Source organism: Cognatilysobacter segetis (genome assembly GCF_004359965.1).
Lineage (GTDB): Bacteria > Pseudomonadota > Gammaproteobacteria > Xanthomonadales > Xanthomonadaceae > Cognatilysobacter > Cognatilysobacter segetis.
Map to the genome: position 1 here is coordinate 43,837 of NZ_SMRQ01000008.1, position 21,230 is coordinate 65,066.

27 protein-coding genes are annotated in these 21,230 nt (G+C 70.9%); 10 read left to right on the top strand and 17 right to left on the bottom strand.

Annotated elements, in window-relative coordinates; translation table 11 throughout:
• The first annotated feature begins 138 nt into the window (after positions 1 to 138).
• Together E4F61_RS03075 and coq7 are read left to right on the top strand one after the other, a co-directional pair.
• Complete coding sequence (locus E4F61_RS03075) at positions 139 to 1,290, top strand: (Fe-S)-binding protein (RefSeq protein WP_133478203.1); 1,152 nt, start codon at positions 139 to 141, stop codon at positions 1,288 to 1,290.
• Between the two features lie 23 nt (positions 1,291 to 1,313).
• Entirely contained in the window at positions 1,314 to 1,961 is a 648-nt protein-coding gene (gene coq7, locus E4F61_RS03080; protein WP_133478204.1) for a 2-polyprenyl-3-methyl-6-methoxy-1,4-benzoquinone monooxygenase, read from the top strand.
• Positions 1,962 to 2,048: 87 nt separating this feature from the next.
• On the opposite strand, the gene speD is transcribed toward coq7, so the two are convergent.
• Positions 2,049 to 2,843: an adenosylmethionine decarboxylase gene (speD, locus tag E4F61_RS03085; protein ID WP_133478205.1), complete on the bottom strand. Its 795-nt coding sequence runs from the start codon at positions 2,841 to 2,843 to the stop codon at positions 2,049 to 2,051.
• 184 nt (positions 2,844 to 3,027) lie between these two features.
• On the opposite strand from speD, the gene crp reads away from it, so the two are divergent.
• From crp to E4F61_RS03100, 3 genes are all read left to right on the top strand, one after another.
• Positions 3,028 to 3,714: a cAMP-activated global transcriptional regulator CRP gene (crp, locus tag E4F61_RS03090; RefSeq protein WP_133478206.1), complete on the top strand. Its 687-nt coding sequence runs from the start codon at positions 3,028 to 3,030 to the stop codon at positions 3,712 to 3,714.
• Positions 3,715 to 3,721: 7 nt separating this feature from the next.
• Positions 3,722 to 4,168, top strand: a complete 447-nt coding sequence (locus tag E4F61_RS03095) for a GNAT family N-acetyltransferase (protein WP_133478207.1) — start codon at positions 3,722 to 3,724, stop codon at positions 4,166 to 4,168.
• 90 nt (positions 4,169 to 4,258) lie between these two features.
• On the top strand, positions 4,259 to 4,906 hold the full coding sequence (locus E4F61_RS03100) for a TonB family protein (protein WP_133478208.1): 648 nt from the start codon (positions 4,259 to 4,261) through the stop codon (positions 4,904 to 4,906).
• Here E4F61_RS03100 and E4F61_RS03105 read toward each other — a convergent pair.
• The 9 genes from E4F61_RS03105 to E4F61_RS03145 form a co-directional block, all read right to left on the bottom strand.
• The gene (locus E4F61_RS03105; RefSeq protein WP_133478209.1) at positions 4,903 to 5,661 is read right to left on the bottom strand and encodes a haloacid dehalogenase-like hydrolase; all 759 of its coding nucleotides are present in this window, start codon (positions 5,659 to 5,661) and stop codon (positions 4,903 to 4,905) included. The genes E4F61_RS03100 and E4F61_RS03105 overlap by 4 nt on opposite strands.
• Positions 5,658 to 6,446, bottom strand: a complete 789-nt coding sequence (gene trpC, locus E4F61_RS03110) for an indole-3-glycerol phosphate synthase TrpC (protein ID WP_133478210.1) — start codon at positions 6,444 to 6,446, stop codon at positions 5,658 to 5,660. The genes E4F61_RS03105 and trpC overlap by 4 nt, the downstream gene beginning before the upstream one ends.
• Positions 6,443 to 6,784, bottom strand: coding sequence for an antibiotic biosynthesis monooxygenase family protein (locus E4F61_RS03115; protein WP_133478211.1), 342 nt, complete (start codon positions 6,782 to 6,784; stop codon positions 6,443 to 6,445). The genes trpC and E4F61_RS03115 overlap by 4 nt, the downstream gene beginning before the upstream one ends.
• Positions 6,781 to 7,815, bottom strand: coding sequence for an anthranilate phosphoribosyltransferase (gene trpD / locus E4F61_RS03120; protein WP_133478212.1), 1,035 nt, complete (start codon positions 7,813 to 7,815; stop codon positions 6,781 to 6,783). The genes E4F61_RS03115 and trpD overlap by 4 nt, the downstream gene beginning before the upstream one ends.
• Before the next feature lie 2 nt (positions 7,816 to 7,817).
• Complete coding sequence (locus E4F61_RS03125) at positions 7,818 to 8,396, bottom strand: anthranilate synthase component II (RefSeq protein WP_133478213.1); 579 nt, start codon at positions 8,394 to 8,396, stop codon at positions 7,818 to 7,820.
• Positions 8,397 to 8,669: 273 nt separating this feature from the next.
• Complete coding sequence (locus tag E4F61_RS03130) at positions 8,670 to 10,013, bottom strand: sensor histidine kinase (protein ID WP_133478214.1); 1,344 nt, start codon at positions 10,011 to 10,013, stop codon at positions 8,670 to 8,672.
• Entirely contained in the window at positions 10,010 to 10,684 is a 675-nt protein-coding gene (locus E4F61_RS03135; protein ID WP_133478215.1) for a response regulator transcription factor, read from the bottom strand. Before E4F61_RS03135 ends, E4F61_RS03130 begins: the two co-directional genes overlap by 4 nt.
• 97 nt (positions 10,685 to 10,781) lie before the next feature.
• Positions 10,782 to 11,024 carry a hypothetical protein gene (locus E4F61_RS03140; protein WP_133478216.1) on the bottom strand — a complete coding sequence of 81 codons (243 nt, stop codon included), beginning with the start codon at positions 11,022 to 11,024 and terminating at the stop codon, positions 10,782 to 10,784.
• 173 nt (positions 11,025 to 11,197) lie between these two features.
• Entirely contained in the window at positions 11,198 to 11,440 is a 243-nt protein-coding gene (locus E4F61_RS03145) for a hypothetical protein (RefSeq protein ID WP_133478217.1), read from the bottom strand.
• A gap of 209 nt (positions 11,441 to 11,649) precedes the next feature.
• On the opposite strand from E4F61_RS03145, the gene E4F61_RS03150 reads away from it, so the two are divergent.
• The gene (locus E4F61_RS03150) at positions 11,650 to 11,895 is read left to right on the top strand and encodes a DUF6582 domain-containing protein (protein WP_133478218.1); all 246 of its coding nucleotides are present in this window, start codon (positions 11,650 to 11,652) and stop codon (positions 11,893 to 11,895) included.
• Between the two features lie 6 nt (positions 11,896 to 11,901).
• On the opposite strand, the gene trpE is transcribed toward E4F61_RS03150, so the two are convergent.
• The 3 genes from trpE to E4F61_RS03165 form a co-directional block, all read right to left on the bottom strand.
• Positions 11,902 to 13,383, bottom strand: coding sequence for an anthranilate synthase component I (gene trpE / locus E4F61_RS03155; protein ID WP_133478219.1), 1,482 nt, complete (start codon positions 13,381 to 13,383; stop codon positions 11,902 to 11,904).
• 323 nt (positions 13,384 to 13,706) lie between these two features.
• Positions 13,707 to 14,384, bottom strand: a complete 678-nt coding sequence (gene rpe / locus E4F61_RS03160; RefSeq protein ID WP_133478220.1) for a ribulose-phosphate 3-epimerase — start codon at positions 14,382 to 14,384, stop codon at positions 13,707 to 13,709.
• 51 nt (positions 14,385 to 14,435) lie between these two features.
• Positions 14,436 to 14,777 (bottom strand): J domain-containing protein, encoded by a 342-nt coding sequence (locus E4F61_RS03165; RefSeq protein WP_133478221.1) that lies wholly within the window; start codon positions 14,775 to 14,777, stop codon positions 14,436 to 14,438.
• 107 nt (positions 14,778 to 14,884) lie between these two features.
• Between E4F61_RS03165 and E4F61_RS03170 the strand changes: the two genes are divergently transcribed.
• The 4 genes from E4F61_RS03170 (at position 14,885) to E4F61_RS03185 (ending at position 17,619) form a co-directional block, all read left to right on the top strand.
• Positions 14,885 to 15,808, top strand: a complete 924-nt coding sequence (locus E4F61_RS03170) for a phosphoribosylaminoimidazolesuccinocarboxamide synthase (protein ID WP_133478222.1) — start codon at positions 14,885 to 14,887, stop codon at positions 15,806 to 15,808.
• Between the two features lie 2 nt (positions 15,809 to 15,810).
• Complete coding sequence (locus tag E4F61_RS03175) at positions 15,811 to 16,137, top strand: hypothetical protein (protein ID WP_133478223.1); 327 nt, start codon at positions 15,811 to 15,813, stop codon at positions 16,135 to 16,137.
• A 97-nt stretch (positions 16,138 to 16,234) separates the two neighbouring features.
• The gene (locus tag E4F61_RS03180) at positions 16,235 to 16,711 is read left to right on the top strand and encodes an Mpo1 family 2-hydroxy fatty acid dioxygenase (protein WP_133478224.1); all 477 of its coding nucleotides are present in this window, start codon (positions 16,235 to 16,237) and stop codon (positions 16,709 to 16,711) included.
• Positions 16,711 to 17,619: a DMT family transporter gene (locus E4F61_RS03185; RefSeq protein WP_133478225.1), complete on the top strand. Its 909-nt coding sequence runs from the start codon at positions 16,711 to 16,713 to the stop codon at positions 17,617 to 17,619. Before E4F61_RS03180 ends, E4F61_RS03185 begins: the two co-directional genes overlap by 1 nt.
• Here E4F61_RS03185 and E4F61_RS03190 read toward each other — a convergent pair.
• The 4 genes from E4F61_RS03190 to E4F61_RS14630 all read right to left on the bottom strand — a co-directional run.
• Complete coding sequence (locus E4F61_RS03190) at positions 17,616 to 18,482, bottom strand: NAD-dependent epimerase/dehydratase family protein (RefSeq protein ID WP_133478226.1); 867 nt, start codon at positions 18,480 to 18,482, stop codon at positions 17,616 to 17,618. The genes E4F61_RS03185 and E4F61_RS03190 overlap by 4 nt on opposite strands.
• Positions 18,482 to 19,699: a Na+/H+ antiporter NhaA gene (gene nhaA / locus E4F61_RS03195; RefSeq protein ID WP_133478227.1), complete on the bottom strand. Its 1,218-nt coding sequence runs from the start codon at positions 19,697 to 19,699 to the stop codon at positions 18,482 to 18,484. The genes E4F61_RS03190 and nhaA overlap by 1 nt, the downstream gene beginning before the upstream one ends.
• Before the next feature lie 30 nt (positions 19,700 to 19,729).
• Entirely contained in the window at positions 19,730 to 20,683 is a 954-nt protein-coding gene (locus E4F61_RS03200) for a sodium:calcium antiporter (protein ID WP_133478228.1), read from the bottom strand.
• Between the two features lie 10 nt (positions 20,684 to 20,693).
• Positions 20,694 to 21,230, bottom strand: a 537-nt coding sequence (locus E4F61_RS14630; protein ID WP_162301388.1) for a lectin, incomplete at its 5' end; no start/stop codon positions are given.

Consider the following 21,230-nt stretch of genomic DNA (forward strand, 5'->3'; position numbering starts at 1 on the left):
TGCCTGGTCGGGCTGGTTGGGATCGCCCGAGGGCCGATCCGAACGTCGCCGCGCGTTTTGGGCGGAACAAAGAAGCGGAACTATAGCCGCGCGCCGAGCCGCGTGCAAGCCGTGTCAAGACCGCGCTAGCATCCGGTGATGCCCCTGCCCCGACCGCCCTCGGCCGACCCGCTGGTCGCGCTGGCCGACCAGTGCGTGCAGTGCGGCCTGTGCCTGCCGGCCTGCCCGACCTACCGGCACGAGCGAATCGAGGCCGAGTCGCCGCGGGGCCGCATCGCGCTGGCACGCGGCTGGGCGCTCCAGGCGCTGGAGCCCACCACCGCGGGCGATACGCATCTCGACCAGTGCCTGGCCTGCCGCCGCTGCGAGGCCGTCTGCCCGGCGGGCGTGAAGTATGGCGAACTCCTCGTGGAGGCGCGCCGCCGCCAGCGGACCCGGCGGAAGCCCGCCGTCCCCCAGCGCGCGATCGAATGGCTGGCGGCGCGTCCCGCCGCGCTGCGTCGCCTGATGGCGGCCTACCGGTGGCTTTGGCCGCTGCTGCCCGCCCCGCTGCGCCGCCTGCCGCGGCCGCCGGAGGCCGTCGCCGCCCCGCCGCGCATCGACGCCCGCTCTGACCGGCCGGTCGCGGCGCTGTTCGTCGGCTGCATCGCACCTGCCTATGAAGGTGCGGCACACGCCGCGCTCGCGACCCTGTTCGAGGCCTGCGGCATCGGATTGCGGATCCCCACGGGGCAGACGTGCTGCGGGAGCCTGCACGCGCATGCCGGCGACACGGACACCGCAGCCGACCTCGCCCGCCGCAACGCCCGGGCCTTCGCGGACGCGGCGCAGGTGGTGACGCTCGCCAGCGGCTGCCACGGCGCGGTCGCCGCCGCGCTCGCTCCGGGCGCGCGCGTCGCCGACGCGCTCGATGTCCTCGACGCCGCGCGCGACCGGCTGCGCTTTCGTCCCTGCGATGCCCGCATCGCGCTGCACCTGCCGTGCACGCAGCAGGCCGTGGCGGGCAGCGCCGGCGCGTTGCGTCGCCTGCTGGCCGCCATTCCGGGCCTCGAGATCGTCGTCCTGGATGCCGGTTTCGGCTGCTGTGGCGCCGCCGGTACTGCGATGTTCATGGACGCGACGCGCGCCGCGTCGTTCCGCGCGCCACTGCTCGCGCAACTGGAATCGAGCGGCGCGACACGCCTGCTCAGCGCGAACATCGGCTGTCGCCTGCACCTCGCGAACGGCACCGCGGTGCCGGTGCAGCATCCGATCGAGTTCCTGGCGTCGCAGCTCGCCACGTCGTGCTGAACCGCGCGCAGTAGACTGCGCACATGCCTGCCCATGCCCGCCGACTTACCGCCATCGACCGCTGGATCGACACGGCGCAGCGCGCCCTCGAGACCGTTGCCGGCAATCCTCCGGCGCAGCGCCGCAATCCCGCCGACACGCAGCCCGACATCGTGCTGGACGATGCCGAACGACGGCATGCCGCCGGATTGATGCGCATCAACCACGTCGGCGAGGTCTGCGCGCAGGCGCTGTACGTCGGGCAGGCCTCCGTCGCGCGCGACGCGCACACGCGCGAACACCTGCTGCAGGCCGCGCAGGAGGAAACCGACCACCTCGCCTGGTGCGCCGATCGCCTGCGCGAGCTCGACAGCCGCCCGAGCCTGCTCAATCCGCTCTGGTTCGCGGGCAGCTACGCGATCGGCCTCGCCGCCGGCCTGCGCGGCGACGGCTGGAACCTGGGCTTCGTGGTCGAGACCGAGCGACAGGTCGAGATGCACATCGACGAACACCTCGAATCGCTGCCGGCGGCCGACGCGCGCAGCCGCGCGATCCTCGAGGTGATGAAGGACGACGAGGTGCGCCATGCCGACAACGCCGAGGCCGCGGGTGCACGCGCGCTGCCCATGCCGATCCCGCAGCTCATGGCGGCGGCGTCGAAGCTGATGAAGACGGTCGCGTACCGCGTGTGATGCGCCGATCCCGCGTGCGCTCGCGTCGCGCCATGCAAACGAAAAAAGGCCGGCAATCGCCGGCCTTTTCCGTTTCGGAAGCACCGGTCAGTCGACCAGGTTGCGCCCGTGGTAAAGCTCCTCGATCTCGCGCTTGAGGCGCGCCTCGACCTTCATGCGGTCCTTGAACGAGAGGTTCTTCGCCTTCTCCTCGAACAGGTACGTGTCGAGGTCGAACTCCTTCAGGTGCATCTTCGTGTGGAAGATGTTTTCCTGGTAGACGTTGACGTCGAGCATCTCGTAGCGGTTGCGCACGTTCTTCGCCAGGTAGTCCTGGATCGAATTGATCTTGTGGTCGATGTAGTGCTTCCTGCCCTTCACGTCGCGCGTGAAGCCACGGACGCGGTAGTCCATGATCACGATGTCGGACTCGAAGCTCTCGATCAGGTAGTTCAGCGCCTTCAGCGGCGAGATCACGCCGCAGGTCGCCACGTCGATGTCCGCGCGGAAAGTCGCGATGCCGTTGTCCGGATGGGTTTCCGGATACGTGTGCACCGTGATGTGCGACTTGTCCATGTGCGCGACGACGGCGTCGGAGATCAGCTCCTTGCCGGCGTCCTTCTTGTCGATCACCGGCTCTTCCGAGATCAGGATCGTCACCGACGCGCCCTGCGGGTCGTAGTCCTGCCGCGCGATGTTCAGGATGTTGGCGCCGATGATCTCGGCGACGTCCGTGAGGATCTGCGTCAGCCGGTCGGCGTTGTACGCCTCGTCGATGTACTGGATGTAGCGCTGGCGCTCATCCTCCGAGGCGGCGTAGGAGATGTCGTAGATATTGAACGACAGCGCCTTGGTCAGGTTGTTGAATCCCTGGAGCCGCAGGCGCGGCAGTGGCTTGACCACGTGCGTGGATCCCGGTGTCTGGAGGAAGGCGCGGCATTATGGGGCATGCGGGGTGACGGGGGAACGAACGCCGCGGAACGCGGCACGATCCGGCTGCGAACCCCGGCAAACGCAAAGGGTGACGGGATTGGCCCTTAGCGCGCGATGGTCTATATAGTCGGTTAATTCCTCCAGAGCCCGGCCCATGTCCCCCGACCTGGCACACCCGACGGCGCCGAGGCGCCCGCAGAGCCCGTTGATGCCCGACAACGCGGCGATCGACCGGTTCCTCGCGCACTGCCACCGCCGTCGCTATCCGTCCCGTACCGACGTCTTCCGCCCCGGCGATGCCGCGACCACCCTCTATTTCGTGATCTCCGGCTCGGTGAGCATCATCAACGAGGAAGAGGACGGCCGCGAGCTGGTGCTCGGCTATTTCGGCCCCGGCCAGTTCGTCGGCGAGATGGGCCTGTTCATCGAAAGCGACCGTCGCGAGGTGACCCTGCGCACCCGCACCGCCTGCGAACTCGCGGAGATCGGCCACGAGCGCTTCTACGACCTGCTGATGACGCGTCTGTCCGGCGACGCGCCCAAGCTCCTCTATTCGATCGGCGCGCAGATCTCCCGGCGCCTGCTCGACACCAGCCGCAAGGCCGGTCGCCTCGCCTTCCTCGACGTCACCGACCGCATCGTGCGCACCCTGCACGACCTGGCCAAGGAGCCCGAGGCGATGAGCCATCCGCAGGGCACGCAGATCCGCGTGTCGCGCCAGGAGCTCTCGCGCCTGGTGGGCTGTTCGCGCGAAATGGCCGGCCGCGTGCTGAAGAAGCTCCAGGCCGACGGCCTGCTGCACGCCCGCGGCAAGACCGTCGTCCTGTACGGCACGCGCTGAGCCGGACGTGATCGAGGCCGGCGGCATCCGCGTCCGCGATGCACGCATCGGCGACGCCCACGACGTCGCCCGGCTGCTCGAGGCCCTCGGCTATCCCTGCGACCGCGACGAGGCGTCCGAACGCATCGTCGCGGTGCTCGGCGACCCCCGCCAGCGGCTGCTGCTGGCCGAGATCGACGGGCACGCCTGCGGCCTCGCCGGTATGGACCTGCGCTATTCCCTGGCCCGCGGCGCCGAACAGGCGCGGATCACCGCGCTGGTGGTCCTGCCCGAGTGCGAACGCCAGGGCGTCGGCCGTCGGCTGCTGCGCGAGGTCGAGGCGATCGCCCGCCAGGCCGGCGCCGCGCGGATCGAGGTGACCAGCGCGTCCAGTCGCGCGAACGCGCACACCTTCTATCGCGACTGCGGCTATACCGAGGCCTCGCTGCACTTCGCGAAACTGCTGGGCGATTGAGCCGCGGCCGCGACGCGGCATTGCCACCCAGCGTCTAGAATCCGCGATCCGCTGCGTCCCCCGCCGGTGTCGTTTCCTCGCTGCCCACCGATGCGCCGAAAGCCCGACCCCTTCCGCATCGCCGCGATCTCGTTCGCGATCGCCTTCCATGCAGCCATTGCGGTCGTCGTGTTCCGCCCCGCCGCACCGCTGCGTCCGGCGGCGACGGACGACGCCGTGACGATCCAGCTCGTGCGCGTGGCGCCGCCTCCGCCCGCCCCGCCGCCACCGCGGCCTACGCGGCCTACGCCGCCGATCCCGCCGCCGCGCCCCGCGCCGGTTGCACCCTCGAAGACGCAGCCTGCGGCGACGAGTCCGGCCGCGGGGCCGGGCGGCGATAGCGAATTCGTCTGGCGATACGATCCCGACGCGGGCGTCGGCATCGTCGTGTATGGCGATCGCGGTGCCGTCGACGTCCCGATTCCCGACCAGCCGCCGCGCGAACTCCCGGGCTACCGCATCGGCTTCGACCCCGCGTCGATCGACGGCCTGAACGGCCCCGCGTCGGGCGGCTCCGCTACGTTCGACGTACTGGTCGACGAGTCCGGAATGCCGACGTCCGCCGTCATCGTGCAGCAGGCCTGCGGCGAGCGCGCCCTTGAGATCGCGGTGTCGGTGATCAGCCAGTGGCGATTCGCGCCGGCGATGCGCGAGGGCGTGCCGGTTGCCGGATGGCTGCGGGTTCCGCTGCAGTTCTAGGCGTCCGTCACCGCATCGCCGACCCGCCCCGGGCAGCCCCAGTTGAGCATCGGCGTCCCGACCGGCAGGCGCTCGCGGAAGAAGGCGATACCGTCGGGCTTGGGATTGACCACCACGGGCCGCGCGGCCGCCTGCAGCAGCGGCAGGTCGGCGGTGCTATCGGAGTAGGCGGCGGCAATCGGCGCGTCGAAGCCCGCTTCGCGCAGCATCGTCATCTTCATCGCGTGGTGGCAGTGGCGCGAGGCACGCAGTCCGCCCATGAACCGCTCGAGCTGCGTGCCGACCACCGGCAGGTCCTCGTGCGCGACGAAACCGAGGATCGCGCGCGCCAGCCGCGGCGGCGCCCCGGTGGCGACGACCACGCGGTCGCCCGCGCGCCGGTGGCGATGCAGCACGTCCAGCGCCACCGGCAGCAGGCGCGCGCGGATGCCGTCGACGTGCCGGCGCACGTACGCGTCCACCAGCGCGTCGAAAGGTTCGCGCTCGAACAGCGTGCCGACCCAGACGAACGCGCCGATGCCGTGGCGACGCGTGGGCAGGAACGCGACCATCGGGCCGGCGACGGGCGCGATCAGCAGCGCCAGTGCCTTGCGCCAGGCACTGCGGCGGATCAGCCAGGCGAACAGGTGGCTGCCCGAATCGCCGTCGTACAAGGTGTGGTCGAAGTCGAACACGACGAGGGGCGCGTCCGCGACCGGCGCGGGGTAGGCCGCTTCGCCTGTAACTCCCGACACGTTCAATGCGTCGACACTCATCCGAACAACCGCTGCAGCGCCGCGCCCGGATCCTTCTCGCGCATGAAGCTCTCGCCGACGAGGAACGTCTCCACCCCGGCCGCGCGCATCTTCGCGACGTCGGCCTGCGTGGCGATGCCGCTTTCGGTCACCAGGATGCGGTCGGTCGGCACCGCCTGCTTCAGCTCGAGCGTGGTGTCGAGCGAGACCTCGAACGTGCGCAGGTTGCGATTGTTGACGCCGATCAGCGGGCAGTCGGTCTGCAGTGCGCGCTCGAGCTCGTCGATGTCGTGCACCTCGACCAGCACGTCCATGCCGAGTTCCATCGCGAGGTTCGCCATCTCCACCAGCGGGCCGTCCTCGAGCGCCGCGACGATCAGCAGGATCGCGTCGGCGCCGATGAAGCGCGCCTCATAGACCTGGTAGGGATCGATCGTGAAGTCCTTGCGCAGGATAGGCAGCGCGCAGGCGCGATGCGCAAGCCCGAGGTAGAGGTTGCTGCCCTGGAAGAAGTCGACGTCGGTCAGCACCGACAGGCAGGCCGCGCCGCCGGCCTCATAGCTGCGCGCGATCTGCGCCGGATCGAAGTCGGGCCGGATCAGGCCCTTCGACGGGCTCGCCTTCTTCGCCTCGGCGATGACGGCGGGCAGGCCCTGCGCATGCTTCGCGCGGATCGCCTCGACGAAACCGCGTGGCGGCGGCGCGTCGGCCGCGCGCGCCTTCAGGTCGGCGAGCGAGCGGATGCGCGAGCGCTGCTCGATCTCCTCGGCCTTGCGCGCGAGGATGGTGTTGAGGATGTCGCTCATGCATCGGCCCTGCGGGAATAGGCGCGCTCGACCTTCGCCACGCGCACTTCGAAATGGTCGTACCACTGCGCGCGACCGTACTCGCGGATCGCGCGGTGCTCGGCATGCTCGCGCCACGCGGCGATGGAGGCTTCATCGGCCCAGTAGGACAGCGTGATGCCGAAGCCGTCCGCGTCGCGCACCGACTCCATGCCGAGGAAGCCCGGCTGGGTCGAGGCGAGCGCGAACATGCGCTCGGCGGCGTCGGCATACGCATCGACCTCCCGCGCATTGCGCTGCGAGGTGAACGTCACCACCCAGTACGGCGGCGGGGGCGTGCGGGCGAAACCGGCGCTCACGTGGCCGCCAATGCCTGCGTGGTGGCGACGAACTCGTGCAGCTTGGCGCGCGCGGCGCCCGACGCGAGGGTGCGCCGCGCGAGCGCGATGCCGTCGGCGATCGACTCCGCAAGTCCTGCCGCATACAACGCCGCACCCGCATTGAGCGCGACGATCTCGCGTGGCAGCCCGGCCTCGTCGTCGAGCGCGCGCATCAGCATCGTGCGCGACTCGGCCGCATCGGCGACGCGCAGGTTGCGGCTCGCCGCCATGGCGATGCCGAAATCCTCCGGATGCACCTCGTACTCGCGCACCACGCCGTCGCGCAGTTCGCCGACCAGGGTCGCCGCGCCGAGCGAGAGCTCGTCCATGCCGTCGCGGCCCCAGACGACCAGCGCGCGCTCGGCACCGAGCTCCTGCAGCACGCGCACCTGGATGCCGACGAGGTCCGGATGGAACACGCCCATCAGGATGTTCGGCGCGCCGGCGGGGTTCGTGAGCGGACCGAGGATGTTGAACAGCGTGCGCACGCCCATCTCGCGGCGCACCGGCGCGACGACCTTCATCGCGGGATGGTGCAGCGGCGCGAACATGAAGCCGATGCCGGTGCGCGCGATGCACTCCGACACCTTCTCCGGCGACAGCTCGATGTGCGCACCCAGCGCCTCCAGCACGTCCGCGCTGCCCGAGCTCGACGACACGCTGCGCCCGCCGTGCTTGGCGACTTTCCCGCCCGCGGCGGCGACCACGAACATACTGGCCGTGGAGATGTTGAACGTGCTGGCGCCGTCGCCGCCGGTGCCGACGATGTCGACCATGTGCGAGCGATCCGCGACGTCGACCGGCAGCGCGAACTCGCGCATCACCGTGGCGGCGCCGGCGATCTCGCCGACGGTCTCCTTCTTGACGCGCAGCCCGGTGAGGATCGCCGACGTCATCACCGGGCTGACCTCGCCGCGCATGATCATGCGCATCAGCCCGACCATCTCGTCGAAGAAGATCTCGCGGTGCTCGATCGTGCGTTGCAGCGCCTGCTGGGGCGTGAGGGACATGCTCATCGCTCCAGGAAGTTCCTCAGCAGCGCGTGGCCGTGCTGGGTGAGGATCGATTCGGGATGGAACTGCACACCCTCGACCGGGTGCTCGCGATGGCGCAGGCCCATGATCTCGTCGAACGCGCCGTCGTCGCCCTCGGTCCACGCGGTGATCTCCAGCGCCTGCGGCAGCGTGTCCTTCGCGACGACCAGCGAGTGGTAGCGCGTCGCCTCGTACGCATCGGGTAGGCCGGCGAAGACGCCCTGTCCCTCGTGGCGGATGCGCGACGTCTTGCCGTGCATGATCGTCTTCGCCCGCACCACGTCGCCGCCGTACGCCTGCCCGATCGACTGGTGGCCCAGGCAGACGCCGAGCGTGGGGATGCGCGCCCCGAGCTCGCGGATCACGTCGACGCAGACGCCCGCCTCGTTCGGCGTGCAGGGCCCCGGTGAGATGACGATGCGCTCGGGCGCGAGCGCCTCGATCTGCGCGACGCTCAGCTCGTCGTTGCGCACGACCTTCACCTCGGCCCCGAGCGACTGCAGGTACTGCACGAGGTTCCAGGTGAAGCTGTCGTAGTTGTCGATCATCAGCAGCATGCGGTCGGCCTCGGACGACGGGCGCGGCCGGCCGGCGCCCGGCGGGACGCGGCGGCGGAAGGACGGAAGGCGATCGCCCGTGGGGCGATGCGGGACGAGCTGTCAGGTCGGGATGCGTACGGCACGCGCGGGTTCCTCGGATGGCGACGGGGCAAGGCGGACGATGGCGCGGGGCCACCATCGCCAGCCGGCGTCGGCATGCGGGAACGGACGGGGCGCATTGCGGTGCATCGGCCTACTGTAGCGGCTCGCCGCGCGCGGCGCGACCGCAACTCAGTCGGCGAGCGGCAGGCTGACGCGCACGCCGAGGCCGGGCGCGCGGTCGACGAGGCGCACATGCCCGCCGTGACGCAGCACGATCGCGCGCACGAGGCTCAGGCCGAGGCCGATGCCCGGCGAGCCCCGGTGGGCCTCGAGGCGCTGGAAGCGGTCGAACACGCGCTCGCGCTCGGCTTCGGGTACGCCCGGGCCCTCGTCGTCGACCGCCAGCAGGGCCTGGCCGTCCACGCGGTCCAGCCGCAGCGCGACGGTCGTGCCGCGCGGCGCGTACTTGAGCGCGTTGTCGAGCAGGTTCACCAGCAACTGGAACAGCTGGTCGCGATCGCCGCGGACCCGGCAGGGCACGGCCGACACCTCGAGCCGCAGCCCGAGCTCGAGCGCGCTCGGCGTATAGAGCTCGGCGGCATCCGCCACGAGTTCGGAGAGGTCGACCGCCGGCGCGTCCGCGACCGCGGGCTGCGACTCGATGCGTGCCAGGCGCAGCAGCGCGCCGAACGCCTGCAGCAGCTGGTCGGTTTCGGCGAGCGCGGCGTCGAGCACGGCGCGACGGTCGGCGTCGTCGCGATGGCGCGCTTCCTCGAGGCGGTTGCGCAGGCGCGTCAGCGGCGTGCGCAGGTCGTGGGCGATGTGGTCGGTCGCGTGGCGGACCGCGCCAAGCAGGTCCTCGATGCGGTCGAGCATGGCGTTGAAGCGGCGCGCGAGGCGGTCGAATGCGTCGTCACTGCCGTCGATGGGCACGCGCAGGCCGAGCTCGCCCTCACCGACGCGGCCGGCCGTCTCGTCGAGCGCGCGCAGGCGGCGGGACACCCAGCGCGAGGTGAGCCAGCCGGTGAGTGCGCCGAGCGTTGCGGCCACCAGCGCGGCGGCCAGCGCCGTACGCAGCATCAGCGCGAGGAACCGGTCCTGCGAGCGCGTGCGCTGGCCGGTGACCAGGCGCCAGCCGTCGGGGAAGCGGTGCACGCGCGCGATGACGCGCCCGCGCCCGGCGCCGTCGTCCTGCACGTACTCGACCCAGCCCTGTGCGTTGCGCGGGCCCGGCAGGCGCACGGGCGCGCCGAGCACGCGTCGGCCCGCGCGGTCGAACACGGCGTAGACCGACGCGGGATCGTCGGCGTCGACGCGATCGCGCACCTCGTCGAGCAGCGCGCCGCGGCCCTCGTCGCGGGCCACCTCGAGCAGCCCCGCCTCGTCTGCGCGCACGACGTCGCGCGTGTCGCCGTCGAGCATGGTCGAGACGGTGAAGCGCACGCCGACGCCGAGCACGAGGAACGCGACGAAGAACGACAGCGTGACCGCGATCGCGAGGCGCGCGCTGGTCGAGCGCAGCGAGGGGATCACGCGGCGAGCCGGTAGCCGGCGCCGCGCACGGTATGCAGCAGCGGCTTCGGGAAGCCCGCATCGATCTTCTGGCGCAGGCGGCTGATGTGCACGTCGATGACGTTGGTCTGCGGGTCGAAGTGGTAGTCCCAGACGGCTTCGAGCAGCATCGTGCGCGTCACCACGCGGCCGGCCTGCTTCATCAGGTATTCGAGCAGGCGGAACTCGCGCGGCTGCAGCTCGATGCGCTTGTCGCCGCGGCGCGCCTCGCGGCTCAGCAGGTCGAGCTCGAGATCGCCGACGCGCAGCTTCGTCGGTTCGCTTCCGCCGGACGCACCGCGGCGCGCGATCGAGTCGAGGCGCGCGCTCAGTTCGGAATACGCGAACGGCTTCACCAGATAGTCGTCGGCACCGGCGCGCAGGCCCTCGACGCGATGGTCGACGTCGCCCAGCGCGGTGAGCAGCAGCACGGGCACCGCGTTGCCGGCACCGCGCAACGTCTTGAGCAGCGTCAGGCCGTCGACGCCCGGCAGCATGCGGTCGAGCACCAGCGCGTCGTAGGGTTCGGTGGTCGCCATGAACAGGCCGTCGCGGCCGGTGTCGGCCGTGTCGACGGTATGGCCGTCCTCGCGCAGCCCCTTGGCGATGAAGGCGGCGGTGTGCGGGTCGTCCTCGACGAGCAGGATGCGCATGGGAAGCCCGGTGCGTCGGTGGAAAAAAGATACCCCGCCGGCTCGCGCCGACGGGGTATCCCGCCCGGGGAACGTCGGGCCTGGGGGCTGCGGGCGATCAGCCCTTCTTCTTGGCGACCGTCTTCGCCGGCGCTACGGCCTTGGCGGGGGCGGCCTTGGCGATTGCTTTCGCCTGGACGGCCTTGGTGGCGGTCCCGGCGGTCGCCTTGGCCGGCGCGGCCTTCGCCGGGGCGGCAGCGGCCGGCTTCGTGCCGGTCTTGGCCGGGGCCGGAGCGGCGGCGAACGCGGCGCCGGCGACGGCGAAGGCGGCGGTGGCGAGCAGCAGGTGGCGGAGATTCATGAGCGGAGGTCCTGGACGAGGAGGGTTGCGGAACGGCGGTGCGGGCCGCCTCGGAATCGAGACTGCGCGTACGCCCTTCGCCTGCCGATGTCCGGGGCATGAAACATCGGTAATGCGCCCGTGAAGAAAAAACCCCGCACGGCGGCGGGGTTCTTTCCACGACGTCGGCCGGATCAGCCGCTGCCGTTCGCCGGCTTGGCCGGCTTGGCCGGCATCGCGTGCTTCATCGCGTGGTGGGTGCGCGCGACGTGGCGTCGGGCGTGATGCGTGCGGTGCTTGTGGTGTTGGGCCATCGGCTTCGCGGCCGCCGGCTTGGCGGGGGCCGCGGGGGTCGCCGGCGTGGCGGGCGGGGCGGCGAACGCGACGCCGGCGGCGGCCGTCATCGCGACGGCCAGAACGAGTGCATGCAGTTTCATGGGGAACTCCTGACAGAGTTGGATTTCCGGACGGGCGTCGATGCCCGCCACCGCACGTTGCGCCCCCTGCCTTGGGCAGGAGGTGGCGCCCCCATGAACGTTTTTTAATGCGCAAGCCCCCTCGAACGCGCATCCAGCGCAACAGCCGCCTTCACGCGCTGCGTCGCCCGTGGGCCGGACGCTGGCGCTCCCCGCCGCAGGAGATCGTCATGAGCCGACTGGACGAACAGCATCGCGACCGCATGGACGCCCGCGAGTTCGCCTTCCCGAAACAGCGCAAGGAACCGCTCGAGGATGCCGAACACGTGCGCAACGCGGTCGCACGCTTCGACCAGGTCGAAGGCGTCAGCGATGCCGAGCGCGACGACGCATGGGACCGCATCCAGCGCGCCGCGAAGAAGTTCGGCGTCGACCTGCAGGAGAAGAGCTGGCGCGAACTCGGCAAGCCGCACTGAGCGGCGTCAGAGCCCCTTCGCCGCCTGCGCCACCGCGCGGAACAGCGCGCGGCCCTTGTTCATCGTCTCTTCCCACTCCTTCTGCGGGTCGGAGTCGTAGACGATGCCGGCGCCGGCCTGCACGTACAGGCGGCCGTCCTGGATGACGGCCGTGCGGATCGCGATCGCCGTGTCCGCATCGCCGTGCCAGCCGATGTAGCCGATGCTGCCGGCGTAGACGTTGCGCTTGATCGGCTCGAGCTCGCGGATCACTTCGAGCGCGCGGATCTTCGGCGCACCGCTCACCGTGCCCGCGGGGAACGTTGCGCGCAGCACGTCGGCATAGCTCAGGCCGTCCTTCAGGCGCCCCGTCACCTCGCTGACGATGTGCATGACGTGGCTGTAGCGCTCGATCACGAACTGCTCGCCGACTTCGACCGTGCCCGGCTCGCTCACGCGGCCGACGTCGTTGCGGCCGAGGTCGATCAGCATCAGGTGCTCGGCGCGCTCCTTCGGATCGGCGAGCAGCTCGGCCTCGAGCGCGGCGTCCTCCTCGGGCGTGGCGCCGCGCGGCCGCGTGCCGGCGATCGGCCGCACCGTGACTTCGCCATCCTGCAGGCGCACGAGGATCTCGGGCGAGCTGCCGACCACCTGCATGTCGCCGACGTCCAGGAAGTACATGTACGGCGACGGGTTCAATGCGCGCAGCGCGCGGTACACGTCGACCGGGCGCGCCTCGAACGGCACCGACAGGCGCTGGCTCAGCACGACCTGGAAGATGTCGCCGGCGCGGATGTAGTCCTTCGATTTCTCGACGGCCGCGATGAAGCCTTCGCGCGTGAAACCGGACACGAAGTCGGCCTCGTCGAGCGCGGCGGCATGCAACGTCTCCGGGTAACCCGGCCCGCCCTGCCGCAGGCGGTGCGTCAGTTCGTCGAGCCGCCGCTGCGCGCGCGCGAACGCGCGCTCCTCGCGCGGGTCCGCGTGCACGATCAGATACAGCCGGCCCTTGAGGTTGTCGAAGACCGCGACCTCCTCGCTGAGCATCAGCAGGATGTCGGGCGTACCGAGCTGGTCTTCCTTGCCGCGGCCGGCCGCGGCGAGGCGCGGCTCGATGTAGTCGATGCACTCGAAGCCGAACCATCCGACGAGGCCGCCGGTGAATCCGGGCAGGCCGTCGATCTTCGGGACCGAGTGCGCGGTGCGCAGCGCCTCGACTTCGGCGAACGGATCCTCGACCTCGCGCGACTCGACCAGCTCGCCGTCCTCGGTCACGAACAGCACGTGGCCGGCGAACGCGTAAACACGCTTCGCCGGTAGGCCGATGATCGAGTAGCGCCCGAAGCGCTCGCCACCCTCGACCGATTCGAAGAGATAGGTGTGCGGCCCGTCCGCCAGCTTCAGGTAGACCGACAGCGGCGTGTCGAGGTCGGACAGCACCTCGCGGACGACGGGAATGCGGGTGTGGCCGGCGGCGGCCTGCTGCTGGAACGACTCGAGCGATGTCACGCGGGAATTCCTCGGAAGAACGAGCGGGATGACGGACGACGATGGCTCAGGGCCACCATCGCCACCCCGTGGCGAGGACATGCAGGTGCGCGTGACGGTTCATGGGCCGGACTATAGCGGCTCGTCACGGCCGCGCGAAACCGCGCGCCAGCCCGACCGCTCATGCCTCGGGGGAACGCGTGTCACGGGCGTGTCATCGAGCATCGGGAGCATGGAAGGCCATCGCAGGGACGACGGACAGGCAGGACGCCTCGCTCTCCCCGGCCGGTCGCCTTGCGGCGCCGGCCGTTCTTTTTGGCCAGCGACTTCGCGCAGCCGATCCGTCAGCGACGGCGCGCGTCCGCCACCGCCGCCTTCATGCGGCCGATGACGTCGGCGTAGTCCGGCGCGTTGAAGATCGCCGAGCCGGCGACGAACGTGTCCGCGCCCGCGGCGGCGATCTCGGCGATGTTGTCGGCCTTGACGCCGCCATCGATCTCCAGCCGCACGTCGCGACCGCTCGCGTCGATCATCGAATGCACGCGGCGAAGCTTGTCGAGCGCGGACGGGATGAACGCCTGGCCGCCGAAGCCCGGGTTCACCGACATCAGCAGCACCATGTCGATCTCCGACAGCACGTAGTCGAGCACGTCCACCGGCGTCGCCGGATTGAGCACGATGCCGGCCTGGCAGCCATGCGACTTGATCAGCTGCACGGTGCGATGCACGTGGCGGCTCGCCTCCGGATGGAACGTGATCATCGACGCGCCCGCCTTGGCGAAGTCCGGCACGATGCGGTCGACCGGCTCGACCATCAGGTGCACGTCGATCGGCGCGGTGACGCCGTGCTTTCGCAGGGCCTCGCAGACCAGCGGCCCGATGGTGAGGTTCGGCACGTAATGGTTGTCCATCACGTCGAAGTGCACCCAGTCGGCGCCGGCCTTCAGCACGTGGTCGACCTCCTCGCCGAGCTTCGCGAAGTTCGCCGAGAGAATGGAGGGCGCGATGACGGTGGGCTGCATTAGGGGTTCTCCCTGGCGATGACGGTCGATGGCATGGCGGCGCTTCCGGGTTCAGCGGGCGGGACGACGCATCGCCTGGATGCGGTCGTAGGCGGCGTTGATCTCGCGGGTGCGCTTCTCGGCGCGCTGGCGCAGCTCGGGCGCGGCGGTGGCGAACTTGTCCGGGTGGTACTGCGACATCAGCCGGCGCCAGGCCTGCTGGATCTCCGCGTCGTTCGCCTCGTCGCTGATGCCCAGCGTGCGGTAGGGGTCGTCGCGCAGGCGGAACCAGTCCGCGTCGAAGGCATGGCCGATCAGCAGGCCCAGCAGCGCGCCCAGCGGCGGCTCGGCGCGCAGCAGCGCGGCACCGGCGAGGAAGCCCAGCAATTTGCCGTACCACCGGGTCGTGCGCACGCCACGGCCTGCCGCCAGAGGGGCCGGCAGTGTACCTGCAGGGCGCACGGGGCCGGCGTACACTGCCCGGCCCGCCGCCCACCCGGTGGCCGTGCCCGCGTGGTCCCATGCGTCCCTCGCTGCTGACGTCCGATCTCCCCGGCCTGCACCTGCGCCACCGTGGCAAGGTCCGCGACGTATTCGACATCCCCGCCGACCGCCTGCCGCCCGGCACCGACGGCGACTGCCTGCTGATGGTCGCGACCGACCGTCTCTCGGCCTTCGACGTCGTGCTGCCCGACCCGATTCCGGGCAAGGGCGAGATGCTCTGCCAGATCAGCAACTTCTGGTTCGGCAAGACCGCGCACATCGTGCCCAACCACCTGACCGGGATCGACGTCGCCAGTGTGCTGCCCGAAGGCGTCGACGCCTCGCTGTACGCGAAGCGCGCGGTGGTCACGCGCCGACTCAAGCCCGTACCGATCGAATGCATCGCGCGCGGCTACCTGATCGGCAGCGGCTGGAAGGACTACCAGCGTACCGGCCGCGTCTCGGGCATTCCGCTGCCCGACGGCCTTCGCCAGGCCGAGAAGCTGCCCGAGCCGATCTTCACCCCGTCGACCAAGGCCGCCGTGGGCGACCACGACGAGAACATCGACTTCGATGCCGCGGTGCGCCTGTGCGGCGCCGAGCTCGCCGAAGCCGTGCGCGACGCCACGTTGCGCCTCTACGCGTTCGCCGCCGAGTACGCCGCGCAGCGCGGCATCCTGCTCGCCGACACCAAGTTCGAGTTCGGCACCGATGCCGACGGCCGCCTCTACGTCATGGACGAGATGCTGACGCCCGACTCGTCGCGCTACTGGCCCGCCGATTCGTACGCGGTAGGCACCAGCCCGCCGAGCTACGACAAGCAGTTCGTGCGCGACTACCTCGAGGCGATCGGCTGGGACAAGACGCCGCCGGGCCCCGTGCTGCCCCCGGAGGTCATCGAGAAGACGCGCGCGAAGTACGCGGAGGCGCTGGAACGCCTCGCGGGTCTGAGCATCGATTGAGGATGGGCCGGCCCGTCTGGACCTGCCGGCGCTGCAGCGCCACCAATGCCGCCGACCGCGCGCTGTGCCGCGACTGCGGCGCATGGCCCGACGGCTCGATCGATCCCGCTACGCCCGAAGCCGCACCGGGCGGCCGCGTCCTCGACTGCCTGCGGTGCCGCCAGCCGATGACGTTCCGCGGTTCCCAGCGCTTCCACGAAGGCAGCCAGGCGGCGCCCTTCCTGCTCGGCGGGCTCGGCGAGTTGCTGGTGAACCGGCAGACATTCGACGTTTTCGCCTGCTCCGGCTGCGGCAAGGTCGAGTTCTTCGTCGATTCGCTCGAGCGTTGACCGCCGGTTCGGCGGCGCACGCCAGCGTCCCGTACCCGCGACGCCGCCACGCAGGGCGCTGCGGCATCATGGTCGCCCACCGTTCGCGCCCGCCGCCATGAACACCCTCGCCCGCCCGATCGACCGCTGGTTCGCGCACTACAGCGACGACCACCGCAACGCCGCCAACCAGCGCATACACGTGGTCTGCGTGCCGCTGATCCTGTGGAGCGTCATTGCGCTGCTGTGGACGATCCCGTCGCCGGCGGCGATGTTCAACGACGGCGTGTTCGCCGGCGTCGCGATGCTGCTGGCGGCACTGTTCTACTACCGGCAGTCGCGCACGCTCGGGCTCGGCATGGCGATCGCGTTCGTCGTGCTGGGGCTGCTGACGCGCCTGCTCCACGGCGCGCTGGGCACGCAGGGGCTGCTGGTGCTGGGGATCGCCGTGTTCGTCGTCGCGTGGATCGGCCAGTTCGTCGGCCACAAGCTCGAAGGCCGCAAGCCGAGCTTCCTCACCGACCTCACCTACCTGCTGATCGGCCCGGCCTGGGTGCTCGCGAAACTGCTGCGCCGCCTCGGCATCCCGTACTGATGGCGCGCGCACCCGGCCTCGGCGGTCGCGACCTCGTGCTGGTGCTGCTGATCTGCCTCGCCTGGGCCGGCAATTTCCTCACCTCGGCGCTCGCGCTGCGCGAGATTCCGCCGTTCCTGTTCACCGCGCTGCGCTTCGCGATCCTCGGCCTCGCGTTGCTGCCGTTCCTGAAGCGCCCGGCGCCGGGCCAGTGGCCGCGCCTCGTGCTGGTCGGCCTCTGCCTCGGCGTGCTGCATTTCGGCCTGAGCTTCACCGCGCTCAAGTTCGCGGGCGATCTCTCCTCGCCCGCGATCGTGATGCAGAGCTACGTGCCGATGACCGCACTGCTGGGCTGGGCGATGCTCGGCGAGCGCTTCGGCTGGCGCACGGGGCTGGCGATCGGCGTGAGCTTCGCCGGTGTGCTGGTGCTGGGCTTCGACCCGATCGTGCTCGACCATCCCGCATCGCTCGTCACGATGCTCGTGTCCGCGGTGTTCCTCGCACTGGGCACCGTGCTGATGAAGCGCCTGCAGGGCCTCGACGTATTCAGCCAGCAGGGCTTCATCGCGCTGATCGCACTCGCACCGCTGCTGGCGGTGAGCGCGATCGTCGAGCCGGGCGCGATCGCACGCCTCGGCCAGGCGTCGTGGGTGGCCTGGGCCGGTGCGGCGTACGCGGCGTTCCTGTCGTCGCTGCTCGGGCACGGGCTGTTCTACGTGCTGGTCAAGCGGCATCCGGTGGCGCAGGTGACGCCGTGGCTGCTGATCTCGCCGGTGCTCGCGGTCGTGCTCGGCATCGTGTTCTGGGGCGACCGCCCGGGCCCGCGGCTGCTGGTCGGCGGCGCGATGGTGCTGGGCGGCGTGCTGATCATCGCGCTGCGCGCGCTGTCGAAGGCGCGGCCGGTGGCGACGGTACCGGAAGAGATCTAGGCCTCGCGACGCGGGAACATCGCCGCGGTCGGCGCGAACGCACGCCCCGCGTAGCCGAACGCATCGCGCGCTGGCGCGGCGTCGAACACCAGGTCGCGCCGCATGCGCTCGATCGCCGCATCGCCGAAGCCCGCCGCGATGCCGCGCGACTGCGCGACCCGCACCGCCCACTCGAACATCGGCAGCGGCAGCTCGACCAGGTGCGCAGGCGGCTCTAGCACGCGCAGCACGCGGCGCACCATCTCGCGATAGGGCAGCGTCTCCCCGCCCGGCAGGTCGAAGGCACGATCGCGCGCGGCCATCGATGCGATGCAATCCACCGCGGCATCGGCGAGGTCGTCGACGTGCACGGGCTGCCGCAGGCCGGTCGCGCGGCGCGGCAGCGGGAACGCACGCAGGCGTTGCGCGACGACGGCGATCCGGCTCAGCGTCGCGTCGCGCGCGGCGCCGTAGACCAGCGTCGGACGCAGCACGGTGAACGCGATCCCGCGCTCGCGCGATGCGGCGGCGAGCCGGTCTTCCGCCAGGCCCAACCGCTGCGCGACGTCGCGCTCGGCATCGTCGACCGAATGCTGCTTCACGACCACGCTGGTGGAGCCGAATGCGACCACCCGCACCGCTTCGATGCGCGAGCGCGCGAACCAGTGCGAGAACGCGTCGAGCGGGCCCGCGCTGACGATCGCGTCGACGCTCGCCGGCAGTTCGGGCAGGTCGTCGAAGCCGCCCTGCCGCCAGCTCAGGCCCGGCCCGTCGCGGTGCGCGGTACGCGACACCGCCGTGACCCGCCAGCCTTCCGCGCGCAGGCGCACGAGCAGCGGCTCGCCGATCTGGCCAGTGCCGCCGAACAGCAGCGCGTGCCGCATCAGCGCCGGCCCCAGGCCAGCCGCAGCCAGCCGTAGCCCAGCAGCGCCGAGGCCACCGACGCGGCGAGCACGCCGAGCACCGCTTCCTCGTAGCGCGCGATGTCGTGGTACGCGAGCGAGGCGATGAACAGGCTCATGGTGAAGCCGATGCCGCAGAGCAGCCCCAGGCCGATCATGGCGCGCGCGTCCATGCCGTCCGGCAGCTGCGCCAGCCCGGCGGCACGCATGCCCATCGCCGCGCCGACGATGCCGACCGGCTTGCCCACCACCAGCGCCAGCGCGATGCCCAGCGGCAACGCGCCGAGCATGTCGCCCGCACGGATGCCGCCCACCGCGAGGCCCGCGTTGGCGAACGCGAACAGCGGCAGGATCGCGTACGCGACCCACGGATGCAGCGCGTGCTCGAGCGTCTCCAGCGCGGAGTGCTCGCTTTCGTCGTCGACGTGGTTGCGCTTGTCGACGTGCGGGATCATCAGCCCGGTGGCCACGCCCGCGAGCGTGGCGTGCACGCCCGACTTCAGCACGCACACCCACAGCGCCACACCGAGCAGGAGGTAGGGCGTCAGTGCGGTGACGTGCCGGCGATTGAGCAGGAACATGCCGCCCAGCGCGACCGCCGCCCAGCCCAGCGCCACGAACGACATGCCGTGCGAGTAGAAGATCGCGATGATCAGGATCGCGATCAGGTCGTCCACCACCGCGATCGTCGACAGCAGCAGCTTCATGCCCACCGGCACGCGGGAGCCGAGCAGTGCGAGCACGCCCAGCGCGAACGCGATGTCGGTCGCGGTCGGCACCGCCCAGCCGCGCATCGCGGTCGCGTCGCCCCGGTTGAAGACGGTGAACAGCAGCGCTGGCGCGGCCACGCCCGCGCACGCGCACACGAGCGGAAGCACCAGCTGGTCGCGCCGCGCGAGCTGGCCGCTGGTGGCCTCGCGCTTGATTTCGAGCGCGACGAGCAGGAAGAACACGGCCATCAGGCCGTCGTTGATCCACAGCAGCAGCGGCTTGGCGAGCGAGACGTCGCCGATGCCCAGGAACAGCGGCATCTGGCGGAGGGCTTCGTAGCCGGCCGCCAGCGGCGAGTTCGCGCACAGCATCGCGAGCGCCGCGGCGGCGATCAGCACGATGCCGCCCGCGGCCTCCAGCCGGAAGAAGTCGGCGAGCGCGTGCACCGCGCGCGGCCCGATGGCGGTGGAGGAATCGTGTCCGGACATGCGTCGAGTATATCGACGCGCGCGCGGGCCTCAGCGGTGCAGCTGCAGCGCCTCGAACGCCAGCCACAGCAGCAGCGCGATGAAGAGCACCACGCCTTCGTTGCGCGAGACGCGCATGTCGCCGCGCAGTACGGGCAACAGCATCACCGCGAACGCGAGTGCGGCGGGCAGCTCGTAGCGCACGAACGAGCCCGGCATCGCGACGCCGTGGCCGATCAGCGCCATGCCGCCGAGCACCAGCAGGATGTTGACGAGGCTCGAGCCGATCACGTGGCCCGCGACGAGATCGCCCTGCCCACGCCGCGCCGCGCCGATCCCGCCCGCCAGCTCCGGAAGCGCGGTGCCGATGGCCACCGGCAACAGGCCGGTCAACAACGGACTGAAGCCCAGGCTGCGGCCCATCGCGGGCGCATGACGCACCAGCAGCCAGGCACCGATACCGAGCGCCACCGCGGCGACGGCGATGCGCAGCACGCTCGCGCCCATCGAATCGACGCGTGCCGTGAAGCCTTCGATCTCGGCGCGGACCTCCGGCGATTCCTCGTCGCAACGCACGATCCGCCACGCCATCACCGCGATGAAGCCGATCACGAGGATCGCGCCGTCGATCACCGAGAGCTGCCCGTCGAGCGACATCAGGATCACCAGCAGGGTCGACGCCAGCAGCACCATCAGTAGCGGCGACAGCGCGCGCCACCGCACCACGAGCGGCGCGGCCACCGCGGCGAGCGCGAGCGTCAGGCCGACGTTGAGCACGTTGCTGCCCACCGCGTTGCCCAGCGCGAGCGCGGATTGCCCGGCCGCGACGGCATGGAAGTTGACGACGAGTTCGGGAATGGACGTCGCCAGCGCGATGAGCACCAGCCCGGTCGCGAAGGGCGGCCAGCCGAGCCGGCGGCCGAGGCCGCCGATGCCCTTGACGATGGAATCGCCGCCCAGCGCGAGCAGGACGAGGCTGAGCAGGAACCAGAGCGTGGCGGTCATCGGTCGATCCTCAGGAACAGCCTTCGATGTAGTTGACCTGCGGCTCGACGCCGGCATGCCATTCGGTCACCACGCCCTTCGCGTCGGTCTCGAACACGATGGCACCGCCGTCGCCACGCACTTTCAGGTACTGGCCGCCCTTCACGTAGTGGTGCGGCGAGGCCTGCACGCGACCGGCGTAGAGGCGCTGGATCTCCGCGGTCGTCAGGCCGCGGCGGCCGCCGCCCGGCGCCACTTCCTTGTCGTTGCCCACGTCGTAGCGCACGAACTTGCCGCCTTCGAACATGAAGGCGAAGTACGACATCGACTTGTTGTTCTTCGGGTTGAGGTAGGTGCACATGTCGCCCTGCACCTTGCCGTTGAGCTCGCCGGCCCAGGCCTTGCGCGCGGCCGCCTCGTCCATCCCGAACTTCATGTCGCCGTAGCCGTCGAAACGCGCGAGCCCGCTGCCCGGCGCCGGGCCGGTCGCGGGCGGCTGGAAGCCGCCCGGCGCGCTGGGATTGGGCTCGCCGACGGCGATGCCCTGCCCGCCGGCCGGCGGTGCAGC